The 25,380-nt window shown below is 39.3% G+C and carries 22 protein-coding genes; 8 read left to right on the forward strand and 14 right to left on the reverse strand.

The features are described 5' to 3' along the window. Nucleotides 1–4: 4 nt before the first annotated feature. Together LY11_RS21235 and LY11_RS21240 are read right to left on the reverse strand one after the other, a co-directional pair. Nucleotides 5–871 (reverse strand): DUF4249 family protein, encoded by an 867-nt coding sequence (locus tag LY11_RS21235; RefSeq protein WP_111635639.1) that lies wholly within the window; start codon nucleotides 869–871, stop codon nucleotides 5–7. Between the two features lie 2 nt (nucleotides 872–873). Further along, nucleotides 874–3,300, reverse strand: coding sequence for a TonB-dependent receptor (locus LY11_RS21240; protein WP_111635640.1), 2,427 nt, complete (start codon nucleotides 3,298–3,300; stop codon nucleotides 874–876). Between the two features lie 351 nt (nucleotides 3,301–3,651). Between LY11_RS21240 and LY11_RS21245 the strand changes: the two genes are divergently transcribed. Both LY11_RS21245 and LY11_RS21250 read left to right on the forward strand, forming a co-directional pair. Continuing rightward, on the forward strand, nucleotides 3,652–4,188 hold the full coding sequence (locus LY11_RS21245; protein WP_111635641.1) for a DUF3347 domain-containing protein: 537 nt from the start codon (nucleotides 3,652–3,654) through the stop codon (nucleotides 4,186–4,188). Between the two features lie 118 nt (nucleotides 4,189–4,306). Beyond that, nucleotides 4,307–5,593: a citrate synthase gene (locus LY11_RS21250; protein WP_111635642.1), complete on the forward strand. Its 1,287-nt coding sequence runs from the start codon at nucleotides 4,307–4,309 to the stop codon at nucleotides 5,591–5,593. A gap of 112 nt (nucleotides 5,594–5,705) precedes the next feature. On the opposite strand, the gene LY11_RS21255 is transcribed toward LY11_RS21250, so the two are convergent. Both LY11_RS21255 and LY11_RS21260 read right to left on the reverse strand, forming a co-directional pair. Continuing rightward, the gene (locus LY11_RS21255) at nucleotides 5,706–6,881 is read right to left on the reverse strand and encodes a retropepsin-like aspartic protease (RefSeq protein WP_111635643.1); all 1,176 of its coding nucleotides are present in this window, start codon (nucleotides 6,879–6,881) and stop codon (nucleotides 5,706–5,708) included. 32 nt (nucleotides 6,882–6,913) lie between these two features. Continuing rightward, nucleotides 6,914–7,507 carry a 2OG-Fe(II) oxygenase gene (locus LY11_RS21260; protein WP_111635644.1) on the reverse strand — a complete coding sequence of 198 codons (594 nt, stop codon included), beginning with the start codon at nucleotides 7,505–7,507 and terminating at the stop codon, nucleotides 6,914–6,916. Nucleotides 7,508–7,619: 112 nt separating this feature from the next. Here LY11_RS21260 and LY11_RS21265 point away from each other — a divergent pair, with 112 nt between their 5' ends. Then, nucleotides 7,620–8,018, forward strand: coding sequence for a hypothetical protein (locus tag LY11_RS21265; protein WP_111635645.1), 399 nt, complete (start codon nucleotides 7,620–7,622; stop codon nucleotides 8,016–8,018). Nucleotides 8,019–8,285: 267 nt separating this feature from the next. On the opposite strand, the gene LY11_RS21270 is transcribed toward LY11_RS21265, so the two are convergent. From LY11_RS21270 to LY11_RS21290, 5 genes are all read right to left on the reverse strand, one after another. Continuing rightward, the gene (locus tag LY11_RS21270) at nucleotides 8,286–9,230 is read right to left on the reverse strand and encodes a ketopantoate reductase family protein (RefSeq protein ID WP_111635646.1); all 945 of its coding nucleotides are present in this window, start codon (nucleotides 9,228–9,230) and stop codon (nucleotides 8,286–8,288) included. 188 nt (nucleotides 9,231–9,418) lie between these two features. After that, entirely contained in the window at nucleotides 9,419–10,684 is a 1,266-nt protein-coding gene (locus tag LY11_RS21275) for a NupC/NupG family nucleoside CNT transporter (RefSeq protein WP_111635647.1), read from the reverse strand. A 67-nt stretch (nucleotides 10,685–10,751) separates the two neighbouring features. Then, nucleotides 10,752–11,369: a bifunctional nuclease family protein gene (locus LY11_RS21280; protein WP_068398106.1), complete on the reverse strand. Its 618-nt coding sequence runs from the start codon at nucleotides 11,367–11,369 to the stop codon at nucleotides 10,752–10,754. A gap of 47 nt (nucleotides 11,370–11,416) precedes the next feature. After that, complete coding sequence (locus LY11_RS21285) at nucleotides 11,417–12,388, reverse strand: electron transfer flavoprotein subunit alpha/FixB family protein (protein WP_111635648.1); 972 nt, start codon at nucleotides 12,386–12,388, stop codon at nucleotides 11,417–11,419. Nucleotides 12,389–12,432: 44 nt separating this feature from the next. Further along, nucleotides 12,433–13,170 carry an electron transfer flavoprotein subunit beta/FixA family protein gene (locus LY11_RS21290; RefSeq protein ID WP_111635649.1) on the reverse strand — a complete coding sequence of 246 codons (738 nt, stop codon included), beginning with the start codon at nucleotides 13,168–13,170 and terminating at the stop codon, nucleotides 12,433–12,435. A 128-nt stretch (nucleotides 13,171–13,298) separates the two neighbouring features. Between LY11_RS21290 and LY11_RS21295 the strand changes: the two genes are divergently transcribed. Both LY11_RS21295 and chrA read left to right on the forward strand, forming a co-directional pair. Then, nucleotides 13,299–13,634, forward strand: a complete 336-nt coding sequence (locus LY11_RS21295; RefSeq protein ID WP_111635650.1) for a tetratricopeptide repeat protein — start codon at nucleotides 13,299–13,301, stop codon at nucleotides 13,632–13,634. An 8-nt stretch (nucleotides 13,635–13,642) separates the two neighbouring features. Next, nucleotides 13,643–14,842 carry a chromate efflux transporter gene (chrA, locus tag LY11_RS21300; RefSeq protein ID WP_111635676.1) on the forward strand — a complete coding sequence of 400 codons (1,200 nt, stop codon included), beginning with the start codon at nucleotides 13,643–13,645 and terminating at the stop codon, nucleotides 14,840–14,842. Between the two features lie 22 nt (nucleotides 14,843–14,864). Here the strand turns inward: chrA and dnaB are convergent, their stop codons facing one another. Then, nucleotides 14,865–16,442, reverse strand: coding sequence for a replicative DNA helicase (gene dnaB / locus LY11_RS21305; RefSeq protein WP_111635651.1), 1,578 nt, complete (start codon nucleotides 16,440–16,442; stop codon nucleotides 14,865–14,867). 207 nt (nucleotides 16,443–16,649) lie between these two features. Here dnaB and rlmB point away from each other — a divergent pair, with 207 nt between their 5' ends. Next, entirely contained in the window at nucleotides 16,650–17,420 is a 771-nt protein-coding gene (gene rlmB / locus LY11_RS21310; protein WP_111635652.1) for a 23S rRNA (guanosine(2251)-2'-O)-methyltransferase RlmB, read from the forward strand. Nucleotides 17,421–17,443: 23 nt separating this feature from the next. Here rlmB and LY11_RS21315 read toward each other — a convergent pair whose 3' ends face one another. Continuing rightward, entirely contained in the window at nucleotides 17,444–18,535 is a 1,092-nt protein-coding gene (locus LY11_RS21315) for a mannose-1-phosphate guanylyltransferase (protein ID WP_111635653.1), read from the reverse strand. A gap of 12 nt (nucleotides 18,536–18,547) precedes the next feature. Next, entirely contained in the window at nucleotides 18,548–19,513 is a 966-nt protein-coding gene (locus LY11_RS21320; protein ID WP_111635654.1) for a KpsF/GutQ family sugar-phosphate isomerase, read from the reverse strand. A gap of 88 nt (nucleotides 19,514–19,601) precedes the next feature. Between LY11_RS21320 and recQ the strand changes: the two genes are divergently transcribed. Continuing rightward, on the forward strand, nucleotides 19,602–21,791 hold the full coding sequence (gene recQ, locus LY11_RS21325; RefSeq protein WP_111635655.1) for a DNA helicase RecQ: 2,190 nt from the start codon (nucleotides 19,602–19,604) through the stop codon (nucleotides 21,789–21,791). An 8-nt stretch (nucleotides 21,792–21,799) separates the two neighbouring features. Further along, nucleotides 21,800–22,615, forward strand: a complete 816-nt coding sequence (gene kdsA / locus LY11_RS21330) for a 3-deoxy-8-phosphooctulonate synthase (protein ID WP_111635656.1) — start codon at nucleotides 21,800–21,802, stop codon at nucleotides 22,613–22,615. 112 nt (nucleotides 22,616–22,727) lie between these two features. Here kdsA and LY11_RS21335 read toward each other — a convergent pair whose 3' ends face one another. Continuing rightward, nucleotides 22,728–24,629 carry an OmpA family protein gene (locus tag LY11_RS21335; RefSeq protein ID WP_111635657.1) on the reverse strand — a complete coding sequence of 634 codons (1,902 nt, stop codon included), beginning with the start codon at nucleotides 24,627–24,629 and terminating at the stop codon, nucleotides 22,728–22,730. A 65-nt stretch (nucleotides 24,630–24,694) separates the two neighbouring features. Continuing rightward, the gene (locus tag LY11_RS21340) at nucleotides 24,695–25,318 is read right to left on the reverse strand and encodes a 7-carboxy-7-deazaguanine synthase QueE (RefSeq protein ID WP_068398144.1); all 624 of its coding nucleotides are present in this window, start codon (nucleotides 25,316–25,318) and stop codon (nucleotides 24,695–24,697) included. Nucleotides 25,319–25,380 lie beyond the last annotated feature (62 nt).

Consider the following 25,380-nt stretch of genomic DNA (forward strand, 5'->3'; position numbering starts at 1 on the left):
TGGTTTACTCATTAGGTATAGCAAACTCCTTATAAGCTAAACCCCCGACTATCCCCAATCCATTTTGTATATTACTGTGGATAATCACCTTTTCTGAAAAGGGGTTGTCTTCGCTGTCATCTGCTTTGGATACACTCTTTAGATATTTATAACTGGTTTCAGTCAATAAAGTGACTTCTATATACATATTCTTTGATGCGGGTTTGTAATCTGTACTGAAAGCATAAAATTTAGTTTCCCCTGCTGGTTGCGCCTTTTCTACAAATAATGATTTTTTGTCTGAATTTCCACTTCCAAAAATATCAGTGTTATTGACCGGGCGGATATAAAATGGTATTTTTTTAGAGGGCTTGCCGGAATTGTTCTCTTCATATAAAATCCTGAAGCGATAATATTGCTTTTCCTTGCTGTTGTTCTTTAGCAGGAAATTGAACTTTAGTTTATAATCGTCGCTATTTGATTCAATCACTGCCTGATTATTGATGTCTATGGTAGTGATGTCCGGAATGATGTCACTGCCCTCAACCAGGTTAAAACCAGGTGCGGCAGCTGTTATTCTATATTTTTTATCTTTTAGTACCCCAATGGTGCTTACATAATATTTTTTACCGTCTATGGTCTGCGGCTTTAATGATTCTTTAAAAACATCATTTTCATAGAGTTTTGTTTCCGCATGCTCAGGGTCTTTAAATGATTGTCCTTCTGCTAGTCTGCCAGATAGCGTAAAGCGTACTTTCAATGGCATATTTTCACTCATTAATACATTCAATACTGGACGATCTGCATCTGAAGGTAAATCGATGGTTAATTTTTTCTCACAAGATGTCAATAAGCTCATTGCAAGTATGGGGAAGAAGTTAATTGTTTTCATGATTAAAATTTAAGGCTGTAAGAAATGCTGGGCATAATAGGTAACAAGCTGTTTCCGGTCAGATTAGCTGTATTTCCTTTGTAATCTTTGACATTGAAATAAAATAAATTTTGTCGGTTATAAACGTTGTAAATACTCACATTCCAGGTACGCACCTTACCACTTTCTTTGAGTTTGATAAAACTTATACCAACGTCTAATCTATGTGTAGGCTGTATACGAATGTTATTTCTGGACTCGATATAGTCGAGCTTTTGAGTTTTTTGCGGTTGATCCTGTTCAGGGCTAACTCCTTCAAATTGTGTGGTGGGCATGGTAAAAGGTGATGCACTCTGGTAAACAAAAGTTGCTGAAAGTTCAATTCCTGGTTTTAATTTATAAACCCCAACCAGGTTTAACGTGTTCCGGCGGTCATACTTATAAGGATAAGTTTTTCCATGGTTGATTTCCGGCAGGCTGCGGTTTGTCCAGGCCAGTGCATAGCTGGCCCAGCCTGTTAAGCGGCCTGTTTTCTTTTGAAGGAATAATTCCAGGCCATAAGCTTTGCCTTTGCCACTGGTGATTTTATTCTCCCAGTCATTATGTTCGCTGGTTACTACATAGTCTGCGCCGTCTTTATATTCAATGATATTATCCATTGTTTTATAATAGCTTTCGGCAGAGAATTCAAACTGATTATTAAAAATATTACGGGATATGCCCAGTGCAAATTGATTAGATTGCTGCGGAAGTACTTTGCTTGTTGCAGGAACCCAAAGATCGGTAGGCAGGGAAATAGAATTGCTGGCTAACAGGTGCATATATTGGGTCATCTTTGCATAAGATGCTTTCAGCGCCCAATCACCCGGCAATAGATAGTGTGCACTGATGCGTGGCTGCAAAGAAGTATAGAACTTGCCCTGTACATTAAATCCGCTGGCATGCACGCCTATGTTTGCTTTCAGCTTGTCGGTGATTGTCCAGTCATCTTCAGCATAAAGATCAAGTTCCGTTGCTTTAATTTTACCGCCCAGATTTTCATCTTTCAAAGTTTCATTATTGAAAGACTGTTTGGAAAGACTCGTGCCGGGAGTAAAAGTGTGCAGGGTAGAAGAAGCACCCATCTTTATACTATGGGCAGGTAATGGCTGATAATCAAAATCTATTTTGGCAGTATAATCTGTAATACCTGAGTTAATATTCAGGATGTCATCTGAGTTTGCATTTGCTTTTGAACCAAAAATTGAAGAAGTCATGGTGGTATTAAACTTGTATTGCGAGGTAGTCAGCGTAGTATTTGCAAATAGTTTATTAGAAAAAATATGATTCCATCTTGCTGCACCTGTCATATTGCGCCAGCCTAAACCAAAATCCCCAAGTGTGGTCGAACCATCACTGCTTCCTTGTTTTACTTTTGTCCTTAACTTATCCTGGCCGTTGTAAAAACTTAAATAAAGGTGGTCTTTATCAGAGAATTTATGGTGAATTTTAGCGTTAAGGTCATAGAAATATAATTGAAATTTTTCTACATCCGGCTGACTGCTTTTTAATATCGGAGTAATCAACAAGTCATGATAAGTTCTGCGGCCGGAAATGATAAAAGAAGTCTTATCTTTTTTGAGCGGGCCTTCCACGGTCAATTGAGAAGCGAGCAGCCCCAAAGTAAACTGTCCGTGTATCTTGTTCATATTGCCATCATTCATCGCAATATCTACCACTGAAGATAGCCTGCCGCCATAACGCGCAGGAAAAGCACCTTTATAGAGGTCTACATTTTTAATTGCGTAAGTATTGAAAGCTGAAAATATCCCTAATAAGTGTGATGGATTATATAAAGGTGCCCCGTCCAGTAAAATCAGATTTTGATCAGGAGAGCCTCCGCGTACCAGCATTGCACTGGTACCTTCACTACCTTGTTGTACTCCCGGGAGTGTTTGCAGGGCTTTGAATAAATCCGGTTCGCCAAAAAATTTCGGTAAGGCCTGAATCTGACTGATTGGGAGATTAATTTTTCCCATTTGTGAAGTGTTTTGAATAGGGGCACTGTTTGTTCCTTTGATGATAACAGTGTTCAATTCGTTTTGCAGAGGTCTTAAACGAAAAGCAACTGTACTTTTTAAGGTTAAATTGATTAAAGTATCTATTGTTTGATAACCTATATAAGAGATACGGAAAGTGGCAGTATCTGCAGGAATAGTCAAACTGAAATAGCCGTAGTTATTTGTTGTTGTACCGGTTTTTATACCTTTTGCAGTAATACTTACGCCAATCAGCGTTTCACCGGTAGTTTGATCGGTTATTCTTCCATTTAATGTTTTTGAATTACTTTTTTGCGGGGAAACAGGTTTTAAGCTGGTTTGTGCCTTTACGCAGGTAGTTTTAAAAATGAGCAGTAAAAAAGTGGAGAGTAGTGTTAATCTGGCAATTTTTATAAAATTGGGTACGTTCATGTGTATTTTAAATTCACCACTAAGACGCACCTTTTCAGGGATACCCCTATAGTGTGAAAAATATTATTGTAAAGCACTGTAGCATTATATAGTTATCATACGTTTTACCTCTTGATAACTATTTTTTAACTATTAATCTCATTCCGCTATAAAATGAAGATATGTTTTCACTTACTTAAATTTATGCTGCTGTGCTGCAGGGGCAAACTCAGATCATAATATGTTTTTTTTCTAATTTAGTTTAGGCTCACTTCTCAAGTAATTGCAATATTTATGAAAAGCAGTTCATTTATCTTGTGGTTTTTTAAGTATTTAAAATTAAAATAGTATTTTGAGCAAAAAACGAAATTGATGAAGAAATATATTGGAATAGCAGTTTTATCAACTTTGGTGGCTTGTACCGGTACCGTGAAAAATGAAACTGCTGTAACAGACAGCACAGCTACTGCTGAAAAGGCAGCAGAGGTGAATGATGTTAAGCTTGCTGATCCCAAATCAGAAAGTATATATAAGAGCTACATTAGCTTGAAAAATTCGCTGGTTGCCGGTAATGCAGCGGCTGCGCACCAGACTGCCCTTGACCTGGCTACTTCGCTTAAAGCTTTTGAAGGTTGTGAAAACACGGCTTTGATTGCAGAGAAAATAGCAGGTACTGAGGATATTAAAGTGCAGCGTAAAGAATTCACCGCGTTGAGTTCTGATGTTATCGCACTTTTTAAACATGCAGATATTACACAAGGCTCTATTTATGTACAACATTGCCCGATGGCCAATAATGGCGATGGGGGAGATTGGTTGTCTTCAGAGAAAAAGATCAGTAATCCATATTACGGAAAAGAAATGATGACTTGCGGCGCAGTGCTGGAAGTGCTTAAAGCAAAGAAATAAGCTCAATTCTTACTTAATGATGACCCGCAGTTAACAATTATTTAACAGCTTTGTTATCATTGTATGTAGGCTATTTCATTAGAATAGTTAAATTTGTTATTTATAAATTAGAAGATATATGTCAGATATTGCAGAAATTAAGATCGATGGTAAAGTATATGAATTTCCCATTGTAACTGGTACCGAAGGTGAAAAATCAATTGATATTTCGAAATTAAGGGATTTAACAGGACACATTACCCTGGACTTAGGCTACAAAAACACAGGATCTACAAAAAGTGCAATTACCTTTTTAGATGGTGAAAAAGGAGTCTTGAAATACAGAGGTTATTCAATTGAGGAGCTGGCAGAGAAATCTACTTTCCTTGAAGTTGCTTTTCTACTGATCTACGGCGATCTGCCAACAGCTAAAGCACTTGAAGATTTTCAATCTCAGATCACCAAGCATACGCTGATCCATGAGGATATGAAAAAATTCCTGGACGGATACCCTTCAAAATCTCACCCAATGGCTCAGTTAGCTTCATTGGTATGTTCTTTGTCAACATTTTATCCAGAGTCGCTGAATGCAAATTCTTCGCCTGAAACAATGAACCTTACGATGATCAAATTGCTGGCTAAATTCCCGACAATTGTATCATTTATCTATAAAAAATCTTTAGGTCATCCACTGATCTATCCTAAAAATAAATACGATTATGTAAGTAACTACCTGAACATGACTTTCGGTCAGCGTACAGAAGAGGTTGAAATTGACCCGGTAGTAGTGAAAGCGATGAATACTTTACTGATTTTACATGCTGATCATGAGCAAAACTGTTCTGCATCTACAGTAAGAATGGTAGGTTCTTCAGATTGTAATTTATACGCTTCAGTTTCTGCTGGTATTGATGCGCTGTGGGGCCCGCTTCATGGTGGTGCTAACCAGGCTGTAATTGAAATGCTTGAATTGATTAAAGAAGACGGTGGAGATACCGAGAAATGGATTAATAAAGCAAAAGATAAAAATGATCCTTTCCGTATGATGGGATTTGGTCACAGAGTTTATAAGAACTTTGATCCGCGTGCTAAAATTATCAAAAAAGCATGTGATGATATTCTGGAGAAATTAGGTATCAATGATCCTGTTCTTGAAATTGCTAAAAAACTGGAAGAAGCAGCTTTAAGTGATCCTTATTTTGTAGAGCGTAAATTATATCCTAATGTTGATTTTTACTCAGGTATCATCTACAGAGCATTAGGTTTCCCTACAGATATGTTTACTGTATTATTCGCCCTTGGACGTTTACCGGGATGGATTGCACAATGGAAAGAAATGCACGAAAATAAAGAGCCGATCGGCCGTCCGCGTCAGATTTACGTTGGACACACCAACAGAGCTTTTGTTGAAATAGAAAAACGATAGTACTGACATCCTGAACTAAAAAATACCTTAAGTTTTAGCTTTAGGATATAGTCAAAAATCCCCGTTAATAAATTTAACGGGGATTTTTTGTGTCTGATCAGCTTGCCGGAATTTAATAGTGTACTTTACTGATCTGTATTTTTTGCAAATTACCCTGATCATCTTTTACGGTTATTGTAGCTGTTTGTTTACCAGCTAATATATGCGGGCGGTTCAGCATATCACATAAGGTAACTTTGGAATAATCCACATTATCAATTGCCAGGATACGCTGCCCGGGTTTTACTTCGTTTTTATACTTGTCCCAGACTACGCCAATCGCAAGCCTGTCATTAATTACCGTGGGCACAAATGGCCATTGTTTCTCTCTGACCTCATTGTCTTTTTTGATGCTGTTGAAGTAGAATTTATTATGAATAAAATCTAATGTGACAATTCCATACAGCAGAATTTTTGACCCTATAGCTGAACTGCCACTTTTATTGGTTTCTACAATTGTATTGTTAAACAGCCCATTACCTATGTTGATCTGGGGAATTCTTATCAGATATTTTTCAGCACTTTGCTGCAAACCCAGTCCGCCTATTGTATTGGCTCCATAACCTTTGGCCAGAATTTCATAAATACCGGTTTCCGGTAACTGATTCACGAGGTCTTCAGAGATCCGCAGAAACTCATTGTCACCGGTATCAAAACCAAGGTCAACTGTAATGTTATCTTTCAGCAGGATCTTAATTATTGGATTACTTTGATAACTTGTATTGGTAATCATTGGTGAACTGTAGCTATCATTCAGCTTTAATTTTTCCAGCTGATCGGTCAGAATAATGACCTGCTTTGCTCCATTGATACTCACTATAGAATTGCGGAGAATATTGCTGCCAATTACTCCATCAATCCCCCAGCATCTGTAGAAGTCCGGGAAAAGTGTGATAGCGGGGATATGATCAAAAGTGACTTTACCGATTTTGATCTGAGGGATCTGTACGACACCCATCGTGTCGGTCACACCATTGACATCCGAAAGCGTGTCTTCATCCAGAAACTTAGCTTTTATCTGCTTAACCAGTTCAGGACTAATGGCAACCGGTGCACCGGTATCAAATAAAAACTTATGCTTTTTGCCATGCAGTTCTACCTGGATAAACATTTTGCCGTTTATCGTTTGGTAGGGAATCTCCTCATAATAATTTTTGGATGAAGTTCCTCCCTGGTTATAAGTAAATTCTTGTGCATTGGCATGGGAGCAAATAGCCAGTAGTAAACAGAGGTTGAGAATGAATTTCATTGCGTCATATTAGCGCAGCAATTTAAACGTTTTTAATTAATTTTCAACCAGCCGGTTATGCTTAATCTTGGTTTATTCGTCATTAATACTTCATGGACGAGTTCACTGCTTTTGAAGAAAACACTTTTACCATTATCAGGTGATATTTTTTGCAAACTATCCGCATGGTGAATACAAAGTTCTCCGCCATCATTTTGCTGCCAGTCAGCATTCAGGTAAATGATCATTGAATATTGCCTGCTATCATTGTTCTTGAACTGATCCAGATGTTTTTTATAGAAACTTCCTTCTTCGTATAAAGTATAATGGAATTCATAACCAGTAATTCCGGTGTAACAAGAGCTGTTCAGGTAACTGACAAAGCTATCCATCAAATCAAAAAAACTGTTTTCGTGAATATTATTATGCTTTCTGTCTAACCAGTAGATCTTATCACTTCTAACCAGCTGATCATGAGAAACACTAGTTTCATTTCCTGTTCCTGCGGATAGCAGTAATTTATTGTGGTAAAGGCCGTACAGGTTTTCTTTGAGTTGTGCAGCTAAAGCTACGCTTAAAAAATTTTCTGTGATGCCTACCTTATTGTCTATAAAACTATCGATTAGCGTGTTAAAGGTGTTTTGCAAGGAGCGGGGTGGGAAAATATATGGCAAATCGCCAGCATGTTGGTGAAGGTAGGTTTAATTAATCAATAAAATGCTAATTTTGCAACCCTAACGAGCATCTCAATTTTAACCAATGAATTTATTAGAAGCAAGAGTACTATGGAGTTATGCTCATGAACTGGAGTCAAAAACAGGAATTAACAATATTGCTGCCCAGTTTACAGGTGTTCCCCCAATACACAGTCATACCGGTGTTTTAGTTTTAACAAGAAAAGGATTAACCGTTCAGGGTGATGATCAGGATGTGGATTTGAAGATCTCACTAGGAGATATAGAAGAAGTTTATGTAGGTTTTGATGAAAATTACCAGCGTAATTTTGTTAAAAACCTGGGTTTATTATGTCAGCCGCTAAGAATCTTAACCAATGACGGGATTTCGAAAAAGACAATCTACCTGATTTTGGATTACAATTATTTTGGTTGTGCCAGGAACCTGACCTTATTTAATATGCTGCAGGAAATGTTAGCCTGAAAGGAAGAGATTCTATATTGGAATCTCTTCCTTTTGAATTTTATCACCCGGGGTGATAAAAAATATTTAAGTTTGCATTTCTTCAAAAATAACTATGGCAGATTTCTTTAAAAAGAACGGGATTAAAATTATCTCAATTTTATTACTTATTCTTATCCTTGGTGACGCATGGCTTTTATTAACCAAAGGCTTTTCCTCTACCGTACTTTCGGGTTTAATCGGTTGCTCACTTACTTTATTTGGCTTGAATTACTTCAAAAATAAAAGCTAAACCAGCATTCCATTTTTGATCTCATGATAAATCTCTGTGGTTTCCGGGACTGGAATCCCCAGCGCTTTTCCGTAGGCTATAATTGCCCCGGCAAATAGTTCAAGCTCTGTATTTTCTTTTCCTGATTGGACATCCAGTTGCAAAGAAGTTGGTGTTTGAAAAGGGAAGGAGGCTGCTTTCTGAAAGGTTTGCGCAATGATGTTTTCAGGAAGATTGATCTCTTTTCTGATCGCGATTGCCTGTATTTCCTGCATCACTTTTAAAGCTCTCTGATGTAATTCTTCTTCCTCATTAACCTGTCCGATTGATTTGTTGTATCTGGCAGAAACCAGGCCAAAGCTCGCAATGAAAAAGTATTTGGACCAGATGGCCGGAAATGAATCTTCTTTGTAGTCTATATCAACCGATGCGTCCTTAAACAAGTCAACGATACCCTGAGGATCGAACTCCTGATGTGCCGGATCTTTACCTACAATGATTTTACCCGGGTTTCCTTTATGTTCAACAACTCCTTTTTCTTTGATATGCGAGGCTACATAAACACAAGAAGGCAGTACAATTCCACTGGATATTATTTTACGTATCCTTTCATAAATGTCCACGCCATTCATCAATGGCAGAATAACCGTATCATTTTTGATTTTATCTTTTAATTGATTGCAGATGTTTTCCAGATCATACTCTTTCACACAGATTACAAATACATCTGTATGACCCAGCTCAGCCACTTCTTTTAAAATTTGATGAGGTCTGGCAATAGCATCTTCGTTCTCTGCAGAAAGCAGGGTAAGGCCATTTTCTTTAACAATGTCGTAAGTTTTTTCGCGGGCAATAAAAGTAACGTTGATTGCGCTGTCTGCAGCATATTTCCGGGCAAGTTTAAACCCGAAATAACCACCAACACCGCCTAATCCGATAATAGCAAATTCTGTTGTTTTCATTTTTCTGTTAAAATTTTAACTGATCTGATTAATAATCCGCAAGGTGGACAAATTACATGTTATCAAATATAAATCCTAATCAGAAAGTGGAAAGATGACGGGGTGATGAAACAGGTGACCGGGGAGGTCACAGTTGTTATAGGAATGTTATACCCTGCTCAAAAAAGCAGGATATAACATCAATAAGATTACATTAATACACCTGCGATAGAAGCAGAAAGATAAGAAGCTAATGTTCCGCACATTAACGCTTTTAAACCTAATTTGGCTAAATCTGCGCGGCGTTCCGGAGCTAATTCTCCAATTCCACCAATCTGCATACCAACGCTGCTGAAGTTAGCAAAACCGCAAATAGCGATACTGATAATCAATACACCTTTTTCAGTAACGATCGGAACTGCTTTAGTCGTCAGGTTTTTGAAAGCCAGGAATTCATTCACGGTTAATTTTTGACCAAGAAGGGTAGCTGCGTTGCTCACATCCACATCAGGAATACCCATTGACCAGGCAAATGGATAGAACAATCTGCCAAAGATCCAATCCAGTGATAAATTAAAGTTTGGATTGAAAAGGTGGCCTATGTTAACTAAAGTATAATCTACTAAAGCGATTAAGGCAATAAAGCCAATTAACATGGCAATTACATTCATGGCTATTTTAAACCCTTCGCCTGCACCATGTGAAATGGCATCGATCAGGTTTGTATATTCACTTTTAACCTCAAGTTTTACTTTACCCATAGTTTGTGAAACTTCTGTTTCAGGGAAAACTATCTTAGAAATAATCAAGGCTCCCGGAGCAGCCATTAAACTGGCCATAATCAATTTCGGGGCAAGGTTCATTCCAGCCTGAGCACCCATGTTTGCATATACAATCAGGATACCACCGGCAATACACGCTAAACTACCGCTCATAGAAGCCAGCAGTTCACTTTTTGTCATCCCTTTAAGATAAGGTTTGATCATAACCTGAGCTTCAACCTGGCCAACAAAAGCGCTGGCTACGTTACTCAGGGCTTCAGCACCACTCACACGCATAATAAAGTTCATTCCTTTCGCAATGACAGATACAATACGCTGCATAATACCAAAATGATAAAATATAGCTACCAGCACACAAACCAGGATGATTGTGGCCGTTACATTAAAGGCGAAAATGAAACTTTCAGGGGCAGCATAGGCATGTGTCTGACCATCAAAACCAATCACAGCAACACCACCATAAACAAAATCAACACCTACTTTAGCAAATTGCTCGATTTTTTGCATTCCTTTTCCAAGGAACTCAAAGAAGTGCTGAACAGGCGCAACTCTCAGCACCAGGATTGCGATGACTATCTGGAGCGTAAGCCCACTTGCTACAAGTCTAAAATTAATCTTCTTCTTGTTGTTAGAACAAAGATAAGCAAGGCCCAATATAAAAATGACGCCAATTACTCCGTGAAAACGCTCCATAAAAATTATTCAAATAAAAAAATTTGGGTAGAAAAAATAAAGATGTGTATAAACTTGCAAATATTAACTATTGGGATGAATTTCTTTTGTTGAGTTCATCTCTGATACGGGCCGCTTTTTCGTAGGCCTCCTCAGCAATAGCTTCCTGAAGTTTTTGATTAAGTTCCTCAACGCTAAGGCTTCCAAAGCCAGTTCCGGGAATTGAAGTATCAATATCGTCCTGTCCTTGTTCCTTATTCAGGTTATCCATGTTTTCGAGAAAAACAAAGTCGTTACCTTCGATAACGATACCTGCAGAGGATAAAATAAATTCGTAGGTATAAATTGAGGAATTAAAACGAACAGCCAGTGCAATTGCATCTGATGTTCTGGCATCGATTTCCTCAGTTCTTTCACCGTCCGTACAGATCAGCTTAGCAAAGAAGACACCATCTACAAGGTTGTAGATTAGTATTTCTTTGATTTCAATTTTATAAGTCTGCGCAAATGTTTTGAATAGATCATGCGTCAACGGCCTGCTTGGGGTCATTTTTTCAATCTCAATTGCAATAGCCTGAGCTTCGAATGCACCTATGATGATAGGTAAACGTCTTCTGCCGTTTACTTCTCCAAGTACCAGTGCGTAGGCTCCGGATTGGGTTTGGCTATAGGATAAGCCAACAATATCTAGTTTTACTTTTTTCATATTTATGAATATCCGGCGGAAACTTTCATCTCCGCCTGATATTAATATTAAGCTTGATGTGCTTTTAGAGCCTCAATTAATTTAGGGACAACCTCAAAGGCATCGCCAACGATTCCATAATCAGCAACTTTAAAGAAAGGAGCTTCCGGATCTTTATTGATGACTACAATTACTTTAGAAGAACTTACTCCGGCTAAATGCTGGATAGCTCCTGAGATACCTATAGCAATATACAAATTTGGACTGATTGCAATACCTGTCTGACCAACGTGTTCTGAGTGTGGTCTCCAGTCTGCATCCGAAACTGGTTTAGAGCAGGCTGTAGCTGCACCTAATAAGCCAGCCAGTTCTTCGATCATACCCCAGTTTTCAGGTCCTTTCAAACCTCTTCCTGCAGAAACAACCAGTTCCGCGTCAGGCAGAGAAACTTTATCAGTAGCTCTCACGATTTCTTTAACAATTGCTGTCAGGTCAGTAGCCTGAACAGCAGGAGAGAAGGCTTCGATTGCAGCCGTAACCGGTGATTCTTTTACGCCGAAAGCATTTGGGTTCAATGCGATTACTTTATTTGCTGAGATCAGCTCAGTAACTGCAAATGCTTTTCCGGAGAAAGCACCTTTTTTTACCAGGAACTTACCGCCATCTAATTGCGGAAGTTCGATAGCACCATCCACTAAACCTGCTTTTAATTTAACTGCTACACGTGGCGCAAGACCTTTTCCTGAGAAGGAGTTAGAAAGTACAATAATTTCAGCACCCTCTTTCTGAGCAGCTTCTGCAATTACTGCAGCATAAGCCTGGTTAACGAAATTCTTTAATTCTGCGCTCGCCACATTTAATACTTTGGCAGCACCATATTTACCTAATTCTTGTAATTCGTTATCTGCAACGTTACCGATAGATACAGCGGTAAGGCTAGTCCCTGTTTTATCTGCAATGGCTTTTGCATAAGAAACTGCTTCAAAAACAGATTTCTTAAACTTACCGTCGACTTGTTCTACATATACTAAAACTGACATATTTTTTCGCTTAGATTTTTATAATTAATTTTTTAAAACAGACCTTAGATTACTTTAGCTTCGGTATGCAGCAGGCTGATCAGGTTTGCAGCTTCTTCTGCCGGAATCAATTTAACCGTTCCGCGGGTAGGAGGAGTTTCAAACTGTACTACTTTAATTACTTCTTCGATTGGCTGTGCAGCAACCACTGCCAATGGTTTTGACCTTGCTGACATAATACCTCTCATGGTCGGGATGATTGGAAGCGCTACACCTTCAGCACAGCTGGCTACAAATTTACCCGTTACAGTTACAACTTCTTTACCACCTTCAATTTCTCTTTCCAAAGTTGCGGTAGTTCCGTCATAGTCTAATTTTTTGATAATAGAGATTGATGGTATATCTAAAAACCCACCTACCATTGCAGCTATCTGCGCGCCGTTATAATCAATAGATTCACGACCGGTAAGGATCATATCAAAATTACCCTCTTTAGCATATTCTGCGATCTGAAAAGCTGTAAAATAAGCATCACGCGGAGCTGCATCAATTCTGACAGCATCATCAGCACCAATGGCCAATGTTTTTCTGATAGTTGGTTCAGTAGCACTTTCGCCAACATTAATTACGGTTACTGTTCCTTTTCCGCCAGCACAAAGTTCGATCGCTCTTGATAAGGCAATTTCATCATACGGATTCACGATAAACGTAACTCCCGCAGTATTGAATTGGGTATTATCATTAGTAAAAGTTATTTTTGTCGTTGTGTCGGGCACGTTACTGATACAAACTAATATTTTCATATGAATAAGTTGTTTTTTAAATTGATGAAGCCATTATCTAACTGTTATTGGTTTTTATCAGTGTCTAAATATAACGATTTCAAAAAAATGTCTTTTTGCAAATCTAATTAAAAAAGCAGGGATTTAAAATGCAAAGTACCCGATTAAACAAGTTATTATCTTTTTTGGCAGCAGAACCGAATGATCCATTTATCTTATATGCACTGGCAACAGAGTATAACTCCTTAAATGATACTGAACAAGCCTTTCATTATTATCATAAATTAGTAGAAGATCATCCGTCTTATGTTGGAACTTATTATCACTTAGGTAAATTATATCAAAAACACGGGCAGACAGATAAGGCTGTTGAGATTTATCAGCTCGGTATGAAAAGGGCCAGAGAAAAAGGTGACGGACATGCTTTTTCAGAATTACAAGGAGCCTATAATATGGCAGCAGGCCTGGATTACGAGGACGATTAATGAAAGGAATGGAAAAACGACAACTCCTGTTTGTTAAAGATGTCTTTCTTTTTACATTTACAGCATTCGGTGGTGCTCAGGCACATATCTCTCTTCTGTTAAAGTATTTTGTGAAGCAAACGCATTATATTTCGGAAGAGGATCTGTTGGAATTGAACGCGCTGGCCCAGATATTACCGGGGCCGGCTTCCACACAAACCCTGGTTGGAATTGCACATAAGGTGGGCGGATTAAAACTAGCCTTAATTACCTTCCTGATCTGGATCATTCCCTCAGCAGCCATAATGACTTTTGCGGCGATCAGTTTTGCGCAGCTCGATCATAAAGTTCAGTTTGTATTGATCTTAAAATATATCCAGCCCATTGCCCTGGGCATTGTTGCTTTTGGTGCATACACACTTTCCAGAAAGGTTCTGGTCACCCAAACTGCCTTTTTTCTGGCTATCTCTGCAGTGATTGTGACATTGGTATTAAGAAATGCCTATGTTTTTCCACTGGCCATCCTTGTTGGAGGAATGATTTCTTCCGCTTTGGAAACCCCAAAAGAGGAAAGTGAGATCAGGGTAAAGCTATTTGCGAACATTAACCCGAAAAAACTAGCTTATTTTTTCGGTGTCTTATTATTTCTCGCTGCCTTAGGTGCAATCATTAACAGGACTTCTCCTTTTAGTTTGCCAATCAGGCTGTTCGAAAACTTTTACCGCAACGGGATCTTTATTTTTGGTGGCGGACAGGTACTCGTACCCCTGATGTTTACGGAATTTGTGCAAATGAAACATTACCTGGGCTCTTCTGAATTTCTATCAGGTTTCGCTTTACAACAAGCATTACCCGGCCCGACGTTCTCTTTTACGAGTTACCTGGGCGCGATCAGCATGAAGAATTTCGGTTATGGAATTTACGGACAGGTATTGGGCGGGATAGTAGGAGTTTTGGGTATAAATCTTCCGGGATTAATCCTGGTACTGTTTATTGTGCCGTTCTGGGAGGATCTGAAAAAGATCACCAGGATCAAACATTCTTTGTCCGGAATTAATGCAGTGAGTGTAGGCTTTATTATCGCTGCATTTATCTTATTGGTCAAACCAGTTGGCTTTGATCCACTGTCGATTGTAATTATTGCGGTTACTTTTCTGATTCTGAATTTTACCAGGATCAGTCCTCCGCTGATAGTTTTGGCAGGAATATTACTGGGCTACCTGATGTAGCCCGGTAATATGATTATATATTTTAAAATGGAGCGTCTTCGTCATTGAAATCATCCATACGGGATGGCTTGATAATTACGTTCCCCGATGGGCGGTCAAAGTCGGCTGAAGGCAGCATACCTGCACCCGGACTATCCATAGAGAACGAATTTGGCGGCATGAAATCTTCTTCCAGGTCAGTAAATTTAACGTACTTACCAATAAATCTCAACGGTACAATACCCGTTTCACCATTTCTGTGTTTCGCGATAATAACCTCACCAACACCAGCCTGAGATCTTCCGCTTTCATCTTCCGTGATCCCATAATATTCAGGACGGTATAAGAAAAGTACCATATCCGCATCCTGCTCAATAGAGCCGGACTCCCTCAAATCGGATAACAACGGACGTTTACCATTTACTCCCGGCCTGGTTTCCACCGCACGGCTTAACTGCGAGAGGGCAAGAACCGGAACATTTAATTCTTTAGCTACCGATTTCAGGGCTCTGGATATACTACCAATTTCCTGCTCACGGTTACCACCACCACTTTGACCTTCTCCTTTACCGTGCATCAACTGTAAATAATCGATGATGATCATCTGTATATCGTACTGTGATTTTAATCTTCTGCATTTTGCTCTGAATTCAAAGATATTCAGGGCAGGGGTGTCATCAATTAACAGCGGGGCTTCTGTCAGCGTACCAATCTTGCTGTGCAGCTGTTGCCATTCCCATTCCGCTAAGTTTCCCTTACGGATTTTTTCCTGTTCAATCTCTGTTTCTCCGGATATTAAACGATTCACTAACTGTACCGAGGACATCTCCAGGGAGAATACAACTACGGGGCGTTTAAAATCTACCGCTGCATTTCTTGCACAAGTTAGTACGAAAGCGGTTTTACCCATTGCCGGACGGGCAGCAATAATTACTAAATCGGAAGGCTGCCAGCCGCCTGTAATTCTATCCAGTGCTGTAAAGCCAGATGGAACACCAGTTAATCCGTCAGATTTTGTTCTTAATTCTTCCAGTGTGGCCAGAGATTGTTTAATAATCTCGTCCATTTTCTGGGTATCCCTGCGCAGGTTATTCTGAGCGATGTCAAAAAGGCCCTTCTCGGCATTATCCAGCAGGTCGAATATATCAGTTGTATCTTCGTAAGCGTTTTGAATAATCTCGGATGAAATCCTGATCAGTTCACGCTGAATATATTTTTGTGAAATAATACGGGCATGATACTCAATGTTTGCTGCCGAAGCAACCCGGTTAGTCAGGTTGGTGATATAGTAAGCACCACCCACCATTTCCAGCGTACCCAATGTTCTGAGTTCGGAGGTGACCGTTAAAATATCTACCGGTTTAGATTTCTGAAATAAGATCGCAATGGCTTCAAATATCTTTTTGTGAGCCTCAGCATAAAAAACATCAGGCTTCAGAATATCGATAACGGTAGAAAGGGCATCTTTTTCAAGCATCAGTGCACCAAGCACTGCTTCTTCTAAATCTATAGCTTGTGGGGGTATTTTACCCATATTGCTCATTGGGGCACCGACTCTGTTTTTTCTGGAAGAGGTAAAGTTCTGCCTGTCCTGACCTTGTGTTCCGTTATCCGTATTCATAGGCCCAAAAATAGCGAAAAATTTACTCCTGTAAAGATTTCTTTATGAACATTCTAACACCTGAATATCATAGTTTTTTGTGCAAAGAATAAAAATTCTGCTATTTACTAACAGAATCTTGTTGATAAGAAGCTGTGTATCAGACGATGAAAACTCGATTCCTCAATTCTCATTATTTCAGCTATTTTTGCAGGTAAAATATAATCAATGGAAAACTTTAGAAGGTCACCCAGGCCTAAAGAAAATAACGAGTTTGTTTTCGGTATACGTGCTGTAATTGAAGCGATTAAAGCTGGAAAAGATATAGAAAGCATTTACATGCAGCGTGGTCTTACAGGAGAAATCATTCCTGAGCTTAAAGGCTTGCTGAGAGATACTGATATTCCTGTACACAATGTTCCGGTAGAAAAGTTAAACAGAATGACACAAAAGAATCACCAGGGTGTGGTTGCTGTAATTTCTGCGATTACTTTTCAGAAAATAGAAGACATCATTCCTTTGATCTACGAAAAAGGAGGAGTTCCTTTGATTTTGATCCTGGATGGAATTACTGATGTAAGAAATATGGGGGCTATTGCAAGAACAGCTGCTTGTACAGGCGTACATGCTATTGTTGTCCCTGCAAAAAACTCTGCACAAATTAATGCAGATGCAATTAAAACCTCTGCAGGTGCATTATTTACTATCCCGGTATGCCGTCAGCAAAACTTACACAAAACTGCTTTATTCTTACAAGAATGCGGCCTGCAGATTGTAGCCTGTACTGAAAAAACAAATGATTTAATTTATGCACCTGATTATACTGCCCCAACAGCAATTGTAATGGGAGCGGAGGATGAAGGAATATCAAATGATATTATGCGTATGGCCAACCATTTAGCGAAGATCCCTATGTTTGGAGAGATCGGTTCACTAAATGTTTCGGTTTCTACCGGTGTTATTCTGTACGAAGCGATCAGACAGCGCGGTAATAATTAAGAACCTGTAAATAATAACAGGTCCTATATAAATTTCTGTCCAAAATTAGACTTTACATCTGCTACGATTTGTTTCACGCTCTGTTCTTCAGATCTGGGACAAATCAACAGTGTATTGTTGGATTCCACTACAATATAGTCATGTAAGCCCTGCAGGATAACCAGTTTGTCCTCAGGTACATTGACCATACAGTTTGACGAGTTGAACATCATCACCTGCTCGGAAGGGATCACCGCATTTCCTACATAATCTTTCTCAGCCATATCATAAATAGAAGCCCATGTTCCAAGGTCTGACCATCCGAAATCGGTAGGCAGCACATAAACATTGTCAGCTTTTTCCATTATAGCGAAGTCTATAGAAATATTGGTGCACTGTAAATAGGCATTGCCAATAAATGCTTTCTCTTCCGGAGTATTGTATAAAGAAGCACCCAGGTGGAAAATATCATACATATCCGGCAAATGTTTATTGAAGGCATCGTTGATCGCTTTGGCAGACCAGATAAAAATACCTGCGTTCCATAAGAAATCACCGCTTTGTATAAATGATTTTGCCAGTTCCAGGTTAGGTTTCTCTGTGAATATCTTCACCTTGTTGAACTGGGGATCTGTAGGCAGCGTGGTCTCTACATATTGTATATAACCGTAACCCGTATCAGGGCGGCTCGGCTTGATGCCCAGGGTGATCAGGCAGTTGTTCTCCTTGGCAGCCTTTAAAGATTGCTCTATAGCGGCTATAAATGCGTCCAGATTGGAGATCGTATGGTCTGACGGTGCAACAACAATAGTTGCATTCGGATTAAGCTCGGTGATCTTCATAGAGCCATAAGCAATACAAGGTGCTGTATTTCTCATAATTGGTTCTGCAAGGATCTGGTTGTCCGCAAGGTCCGGAAGTTGTGATTTTACCTTATCTATGTAAATTTCATTGGTTACAACGAAAATGTTTTCAGGTGGGCATATCTTTAAAAAACGATCATATGTACTTTGAATAAGCGTTTTCCCTACACCGAAAAAATCGATAAACTGTTTCGGATGCTCGACTCTGCTTACTGGCCAAAAACGGCTGCCAACGCCACCGGCCATGATTAGGGCGTAATTATCTTTGTTCATATTAGGATTAAACTATAATAGACCTTCATGAAGAAGGTCGTGCAAATGTACAATACCAAAATAACCATTGGCATCAGTAATTAATAATTGTGTGATATTGGATTGCCTGATCAGCTCGAATGCGGTTACTGCTAAAGTATCTTTATCTATCATTTTCGGGTTGCTGTTCATAATGTCTTTTGCTGTCAGATCTTTAAGATCTGAATGTTTTTCCAGCATTCTTCTGATATCACCATCTGTAATGATACCAATTATTTGGCTACCATCAACAACAACAACTGCACCTAAACGGTTTTTACTAATTGCAATTATGACATCTTTTACAGAAGCACCGGCCAGAATACTTGGTTTAGCATTACGTTCGGCCAGATCAGAAACTTTAAGATACAACTTTTTCCCTAAGGACCCGCCAGGGTGGAAGCGGGCAAAATCCTGTGCACTGAATTCTCTGGCTAAAAGCAAGCTTACCGCAAGTGCATCCCCCATGGCTAACTGCGCAGTCGTACTCGTAGTAGGCGCGAGGTTATTTGGGCAAGCTTCCTTCTCTACGGTCGTATTGAGAATCAGATCTGCTTGTTTAGCGAGCTCAGATTCGAGTTGTCCGACCATCCCGATCAGTAAAGCTCCGCACTGTTTTAGCAAAGGGGCAAGTACCTTGATTTCGGGGGTATTTCCGCTCTTGGAAATGCAGATCACAATGTCTGTTTTCTGTATCATTCCCAAGTCCCCGTGTACCGCATCTGAGGCGTGCATATAGCTCGATGGCGTACCCGTAGAATTCAAGGTTGCGACAATTTTCTGCGCAATTATGGCGCTTTTACCGATTCCTGTAACAATTACACGACCGTTTCCGGCGATAATTCGTTCCACAATCGTTGCAAAATCGTCATTTATGTGTTTTACCAGCCCAAGTATAGCCTGCGCTTCCGCTTGTAAAGTGTTGATCCCCGCTGTGATAATAGATTTTTTACTTTTCAAAGAGAAATATTTAGTATATTGATGCTTTAATTGGTGCAAAATTATGTTATTTTGAATCAAAAATAGCACTGAATATTTTATACACAAAATGGATGTGAAAAAGTCGTTGTTTGACAACTTACAAACCTTTTTTGGTTTCGACAATTTTAAGGGGGATCAGGAATCAATTATTACCAATGTTCTTGAGCGGAAAAATACCTTTGTAATTATGCCAACGGGTGGGGGGAAATCTATCTGTTACCAATTACCGGCATTAATGTCAGAGGGTACTGCCATCGTAATATCACCGCTTATTGCGCTGATGAAAAATCAGGTGGATCAGTTGAGGGCTTTTGGCGGAAGTGACAGTATTGCGCACTTTCTGAATTCTTCTTTAAATAAATCGGAAATTGCCCAGGTAAAAAGCGATTTGTTAAGCGGTCAGACTAAATTATTATACGTAGCCCCAGAATCTTTATCCAAGCCGGATAATATCGAATTTCTGAAGCTTATTACTATCTCTTTTGTTGCGGTTGATGAAGCTCATTGTATTTCAGAATGGGGACATGATTTTCGTCCGGAGTACCGGAGGATTCGCCAGGTGATCAGCGGCCTGGGACCAGACATTCCGATTATTGCATTAACTGCAACGGCAACACCTAAGGTGCAGCAGGATATTATTAAGAACTTGCAGATGGCTGATGCTACCTTGTTTAAGTCCTCGTTTAACAGGCCCAACTTATTCTATGAGATACGTCCTAAAAGGGATGTGATCAAAGAAATCATCAGGTACATTAAATACAATACAGGTAAATCCGGTATTATTTACTGCCTGAGCAGAAAGAAGGTAGAAGAAGTTGCTGAAGCATTAAACCTGAATGGGATCAAGGCATTGCCTTACCATGCCGGATTAGAACCTAAAATCAGAGCCGATACACAAGACAAATTCCTGATGGAAGATGTAGAGGTTATTGTTGCTACCATAGCCTTCGGGATGGGTATTGACAAGCCTGATGTTCGTTTTGTAATACACCACGATATTCCTAAAAGTATGGAAGGCTATTATCAGGAAACCGGAAGAGCCGGCCGTGATGGTGGAGAAGGGGTATGTATTGCTTTTTATGCACAGAAGGACGTAGATAAGCTGGCTAAATTCATGAAAGACAAGCCGGTGGCTGAACGTGAAATTGGTACGCAAATCTTAAAAGAGGTTATCGACTACGCCGAATCTGGTGTATGCCGCAGAAAACAGATCCTGCATTACTTTGGAGAGAACTTCAATGAGACAGGCTGTAACTGTATGTGTGATAACTGTAAAAAACCTAAAACGTATTTTGAAGCTGAAGAGCACTTAAAAGTTGCACTGACGCTGATTAAAAATATCGGGGAGAAGTTTGATGATGCGCATATTTTATGCGTGCTGCTGGGTATGGAAACTGCACAAACTATTGCTTATGAGCATAGTAAACTGCAGGAGTTTGGACTGGGTAAAGTAGAAGGTGAAAATCTTTGGAAATCTTTAATCAGACAAGCAGTGCTGAATAACTTCTTATCAAAAGATATTGATAACTATGGTTTATTAAGACTGACCAATTCGGGGAATGATTTTATCAAAAACCCATACAGTCTTAAGTTCATTCTGAATGTGCCTATTGAAAGTTCGGCAGATGATGATGAAGATGATGTAAAACATGGTAGTGGAACACTGGATATGCAATTGCTTTTATTGCTGAAAGATCTGAGAAAGAAGATCGCGAAACAGAAAAATGTTCCTCCTTTCGTAGTTTTCCAGGACCCTTCACTGGAAGAAATGTGTACGCATTATCCGATTGCTATGGATGAGCTGAAACAGATCTCGGGTGTTGGAAATGGTAAAGCCATGAAATTTGGTACGCCTTTCATTGAACTGATCAAGAAATATGTGACAGACAATGATATTGAGCGCCCTATAGATTTAATTATTAAAACACAGGCTAATAAATCACAATTAAAGGTTTCCATCATACAAAATGTAGACAGACAGATTGGACTGGAAGATATTGCGAAATCCAAAGGCATCACTTACAGTGAGATCCTGAAAGAAATAGAAGCGATTGTCAACTCCGGAACAAAACTGAACCTGAACTACTTTGTCGATGAAATGCTTGATGATGATCGCCAGGACGAAGTATTTGATTACTTCCGTGCGGCTGAGAATGATTCAATTGATGAAGCTTTGAAAGATTTGGGAGAGACGGATTATACGCGTGAAGAGATACAATTAATGAGAATCAAGTTCATGTCAGAACTTGGAAATTAAGCTACAGCATGGTCAATTTTGAATTAGATAAATTAAAACATACGACTTCCGGGAATTTCTTTTTGATGGCCGGCCCTTGTGCAATTGAAGGGGAAGAAATCGCAATGAGAATTGCGGAAAGAATTGTAACCCTTACAGATCAGTTAGAGATCCCTTTTATTTTTAAAGGTTCTTACAGAAAAGCAAACCGTTCTAAAGGTGATTCTTTTACTGGTATTGGTGATGAAAAAGCTTTAAAGATCTTAGAAAAGGTTGGAAAGACTTTTGGTGTACCCACAGTAACTGATATTCATGAAAGCGCTGAGGCTGCAATGGCCGCTGCTTACGTAGATGTATTACAGATCCCTGCATTTTTATGCAGACAAACCGATTTGCTGATTGCTGCTGCAAAAACAGGAAAAGTAGTGAACGTGAAGAAAGGGCAGTTCCTTTCTGCGGGCTCGATGAGATTTGCTGTTGACAAAATATACGAAGCTGGAAATAAACGGGTTATATTGACAGATAGAGGGAATACATTCGGTTACCAGGATTTAATTGTGGACTACCGCGGTTTACCTGAAATGCAGTCTTTTGGTGTACCTGTGGTGATGGATGTAACGCATTCTTTACAGCAGCCGAATCAAAGTTCTGGTGTAACAGGCGGTAAACCTGAGTTAATTGAGACAATTGCGAAAGCAGCGATTGCTGTTGGGGCGGACGGATTGTTCATTGAGACGCACCCTGATCCGGCACATGCAAAATCTGATGGTGCAAATATGCTGCATCTTGATTTATTAGAGCAGTTATTAGTGAAATTAATTAAGATTAGAAAAGCAGTAGTTTAGTAATAAATACTGTATTTGAATACAAAAAGAGGACTTATCATTTAATCAATGAAAGTCCTCTTTTTTGTGTTTGATAAGTTTGAAAAGGTGTTTGTCTTTTGACAATCGCCTTTTACACTCCGGTAATAATGAACGACGTTCTGCGGTTCTGCTGACGGCCGGCAGCACTATCATTTGATGAAATAGGCTTGGTAGCGCCATATCCTTTAAAAGTAAGTCGTTGTGGATTTATCTTGTTGGTAACCAGGTAATCGTAAACTGCTTTGGAACGTTGTAAAGACAATTTCTGATTCGCTTCAGCATTTCCTTCGTTATCTGTGTGACCCTGAATCTCGATACTTACGGTAGTATTAGCCTGTAATAACTGCAAAAGATTCGTTAATTCTGTAATTGATGGCTGGAGCAGTTCGAATTTATTGGTGTCGAAAAATATATTCTTTAAAACCATGTTTGCACCGGGTTTCAGTTTTTCAAGGTAAATTTCCAGTACGTATGGCTGACCGGGTTTTGCCTGGTTCAGTTCGAAATTCTCAGAGTAAAACAGGTAACCATCAGCTATTGCATTAAAGGCATAAGTACTGCCCAACGGCATAACTGCCAGAAATTCTCCGTTATCTTTAGAGGTAAAGTCATTGAATTTAGTTTCTTTTGTTTTCAGATTTACTACTTGTACTTTAGCTTCCAGATAACCACGGGTTTCTTTGTCTCTGACAATTCCTTTAACATAAGTAATGGGTAGCGGTCTGGCGGCTTCTGGTAATTTAAATCTGTAAATATCCATATCTCCCAGCCCGTCTTTGAGTATAGAAGAGAAGTATCCTTCCGTTCCGTCCGGGCTTACCATTAAACCACTTTCCTCATTGAAAGTGTTAATCGGATAACCTATATTCACAGGCTTGCCCCATTTTCCATCTGATTGTGCACGGCTGTAAAAAATATCCATGCTTCCCATTCCTGGCCACCCATTAGAAGAGAAGTATAAAGTTTTGCCGTCAGGATGTATAAATGGTGTATTCTCATCATAAATAGTATTAATATCTGGTCCGAGATTTTCTGGTTTACTCCATTCACCTTCACTATTTAAAGTGGTTTTCCAAATATCATAACCACCAATTCCTCCGGGGCGGTTACTCACAAAATAAAGGGTATTTCCATCCGGAGTTACCGCTGGCTGAGAATCCCAGGACGAGGAGTTAACCACAGCGCCTAGATTAAAAGGAGCATCCCAATGGTTTCCGTTTTTATGGCTTACATACAAATCACAGCTTCCAAATCCATCCGGGCGGTTACATCCGGTAAAAAAGAGGTACATTCCATCCGGTGAAATCGACTGCGCACCCTCATTGAACCTGGTATTAATTTTATCACTTAATGGAATTGCCGTTTTCCATTCCTTATTCACTTTACGTGATATATAAAAATCTTCATTTCCATCTACGGTACGGCTAAAAATAAGCGTTGACCCATCTGCAGTAAGCGTAGGTAAATATTCCCGGTCTTTGGTATTGATAGCGGGGCCCAAATTAATGGGTACATATTTCTCAGGTGTTTTGACTGCAATAACTGCGAAATTACAATTCCGGATATACTTTTCTGCTTTCAAGACCATTTCCTGATCTTTGCCTTTATAAGTAGATTTGAATAAAGAGAAATGTTTCCCCGCATCAGCGTATTGTCCGCTATTCAGCTCTGCTTCACCCAGTGAGTAATAAACTCTTGCTGGCAGTGGCGGTGTCTGAATATCAATCGCTTTTAAATAGTTAAGCCTGGCTTTTTCAAAAGATCGCTTCAGTTTGTAGACATCAGCCAGCTGAACAAAAGCAAATTGAAAAGAAGGATCGGCAGCCACTGCATCTTCTAACAGTTTAGCTGCCCCATCATAATCTTTGGATAGTAATGATTTTTGTGCGTATTCGAAATTCTGCTGTGCTTTTTTTACAGCAGACTCTTGTGCCCGCACAAAAATACTGCTGCTGAATAACAGATAAAAAAATACTATGGTAATCTTATTCATGTTTTTTCTATTAAACAGGACATGGAGAGCCCTATAAACTTAATAAAAAAACAGGAATAATCGGCCTAAGGAATATTTAAGTATTTATGTGTTTGTAAGGAAATTTCCCATTTAGGGTTAGCCATCACATAATCTATAATCATCGGTGTAATTTCTTTTGATTTAGACCATTCCGGCTGAAGATAAAGCTTACAAGCAGGAGATACCGTTTCCGCATATTTCTCTGCCCATTCAAAATCACTCTTATTGAATACAATCACTTTCAATTCATTGGCGAAAGGAGTAATGTCCGGACGCGGTGCTTTGAATTTTTTTGGAGATAAACAGATCCAGTCCCAGCTGCCTGACAATGGATAAGCCCCTGAAGTCTCAATAAAAGTAAGGATGTTTTTTTCCTGAAGTTTTTTGGTCAGGTAATCCATGTTATAAATCAATGGTTCACCGCCAGTGATCACTACAGCTTTACCAGGAAATGTATCTGCTTTTTCAGCAATATCATCTGCCGAAGTTAAGGGGTGAAGTTCAGCATCCCAGCTTTCCTTCACATCACACCAGTGACAACCCACATCGCAACCTCCAAGACGAATAAAATAGGCAGCTTTGCCTGTGTTAAAACCTTCACCCTGAATCGTGTAAAATTCTTCCATTAATGGAAGCAATGTGCCGTCTGCTGGAATATTATGTGCCATATATCAATTGGCAAAGTTAAATAAATATGGCTGGAAAATAGGAATATATGTATATTGACCGC

The organism is Pedobacter cryoconitis (genome assembly GCF_003259615.1).
GTDB lineage: Bacteria > Bacteroidota > Bacteroidia > Sphingobacteriales > Sphingobacteriaceae > Pedobacter > Pedobacter cryoconitis.

Excerpts from the sequence above, each read along its gene's own strand:
- LY11_RS21295 (WP_111635650.1), top strand. The coding sequence starts at position 13,299 with ATGCAAAGTACCCGATTAAACAAGTTATTATCTTTTTTGGCAGCAGAA.
- LY11_RS21255 (WP_111635643.1), bottom strand. The coding sequence starts at position 6,881 with ATGAAATTCATTCTCAACCTCTGTTTACTACTGGCTATTTGCTCCCAT.
- LY11_RS21250 (WP_111635642.1), top strand. The coding sequence starts at position 4,307 with ATGTCAGATATTGCAGAAATTAAGATCGATGGTAAAGTATATGAATTT.
- LY11_RS21265 (WP_111635645.1), top strand. The coding sequence starts at position 7,620 with ATGAATTTATTAGAAGCAAGAGTACTATGGAGTTATGCTCATGAACTG.
- LY11_RS21235 (WP_111635639.1), bottom strand. The coding sequence starts at position 871 with ATGAAAACAATTAACTTCTTCCCCATACTTGCAATGAGCTTATTGACA.
- dnaB (WP_111635651.1), bottom strand. The coding sequence starts at position 16,442 with ATGAATACGGATAACGGAACACAAGGTCAGGACAGGCAGAACTTTACC.
- LY11_RS21280 (WP_068398106.1), bottom strand. The coding sequence starts at position 11,369 with ATGAAAAAAGTAAAACTAGATATTGTTGGCTTATCCTATAGCCAAACC.
- rlmB (WP_111635652.1), top strand. The coding sequence starts at position 16,650 with ATGGAAAACTTTAGAAGGTCACCCAGGCCTAAAGAAAATAACGAGTTT.
- LY11_RS21315 (WP_111635653.1), bottom strand. The coding sequence starts at position 18,535 with ATGAACAAAGATAATTACGCCCTAATCATGGCCGGTGGCGTTGGCAGC.
- chrA (WP_111635676.1), top strand. The coding sequence starts at position 13,643 with ATGGAAAAACGACAACTCCTGTTTGTTAAAGATGTCTTTCTTTTTACA.
- LY11_RS21275 (WP_111635647.1), bottom strand. The coding sequence starts at position 10,684 with ATGGAGCGTTTTCACGGAGTAATTGGCGTCATTTTTATATTGGGCCTT.
- LY11_RS21290 (WP_111635649.1), bottom strand. The coding sequence starts at position 13,170 with ATGAAAATATTAGTTTGTATCAGTAACGTGCCCGACACAACGACAAAA.
- LY11_RS21340 (WP_068398144.1), bottom strand. The coding sequence starts at position 25,318 with ATGGCACATAATATTCCAGCAGACGGCACATTGCTTCCATTAATGGAA.
- recQ (WP_111635655.1), top strand. The coding sequence starts at position 19,602 with ATGGATGTGAAAAAGTCGTTGTTTGACAACTTACAAACCTTTTTTGGT.
- LY11_RS21335 (WP_111635657.1), bottom strand. The coding sequence starts at position 24,629 with ATGAATAAGATTACCATAGTATTTTTTTATCTGTTATTCAGCAGCAGT.
- LY11_RS21270 (WP_111635646.1), bottom strand. The coding sequence starts at position 9,230 with ATGAAAACAACAGAATTTGCTATTATCGGATTAGGCGGTGTTGGTGGT.
- LY11_RS21285 (WP_111635648.1), bottom strand. The coding sequence starts at position 12,388 with ATGTCAGTTTTAGTATATGTAGAACAAGTCGACGGTAAGTTTAAGAAA.
- LY11_RS21245 (WP_111635641.1), top strand. The coding sequence starts at position 3,652 with ATGAAGAAATATATTGGAATAGCAGTTTTATCAACTTTGGTGGCTTGT.
- LY11_RS21240 (WP_111635640.1), bottom strand. The coding sequence starts at position 3,300 with ATGAACGTACCCAATTTTATAAAAATTGCCAGATTAACACTACTCTCC.
- kdsA (WP_111635656.1), top strand. The coding sequence starts at position 21,800 with ATGGTCAATTTTGAATTAGATAAATTAAAACATACGACTTCCGGGAAT.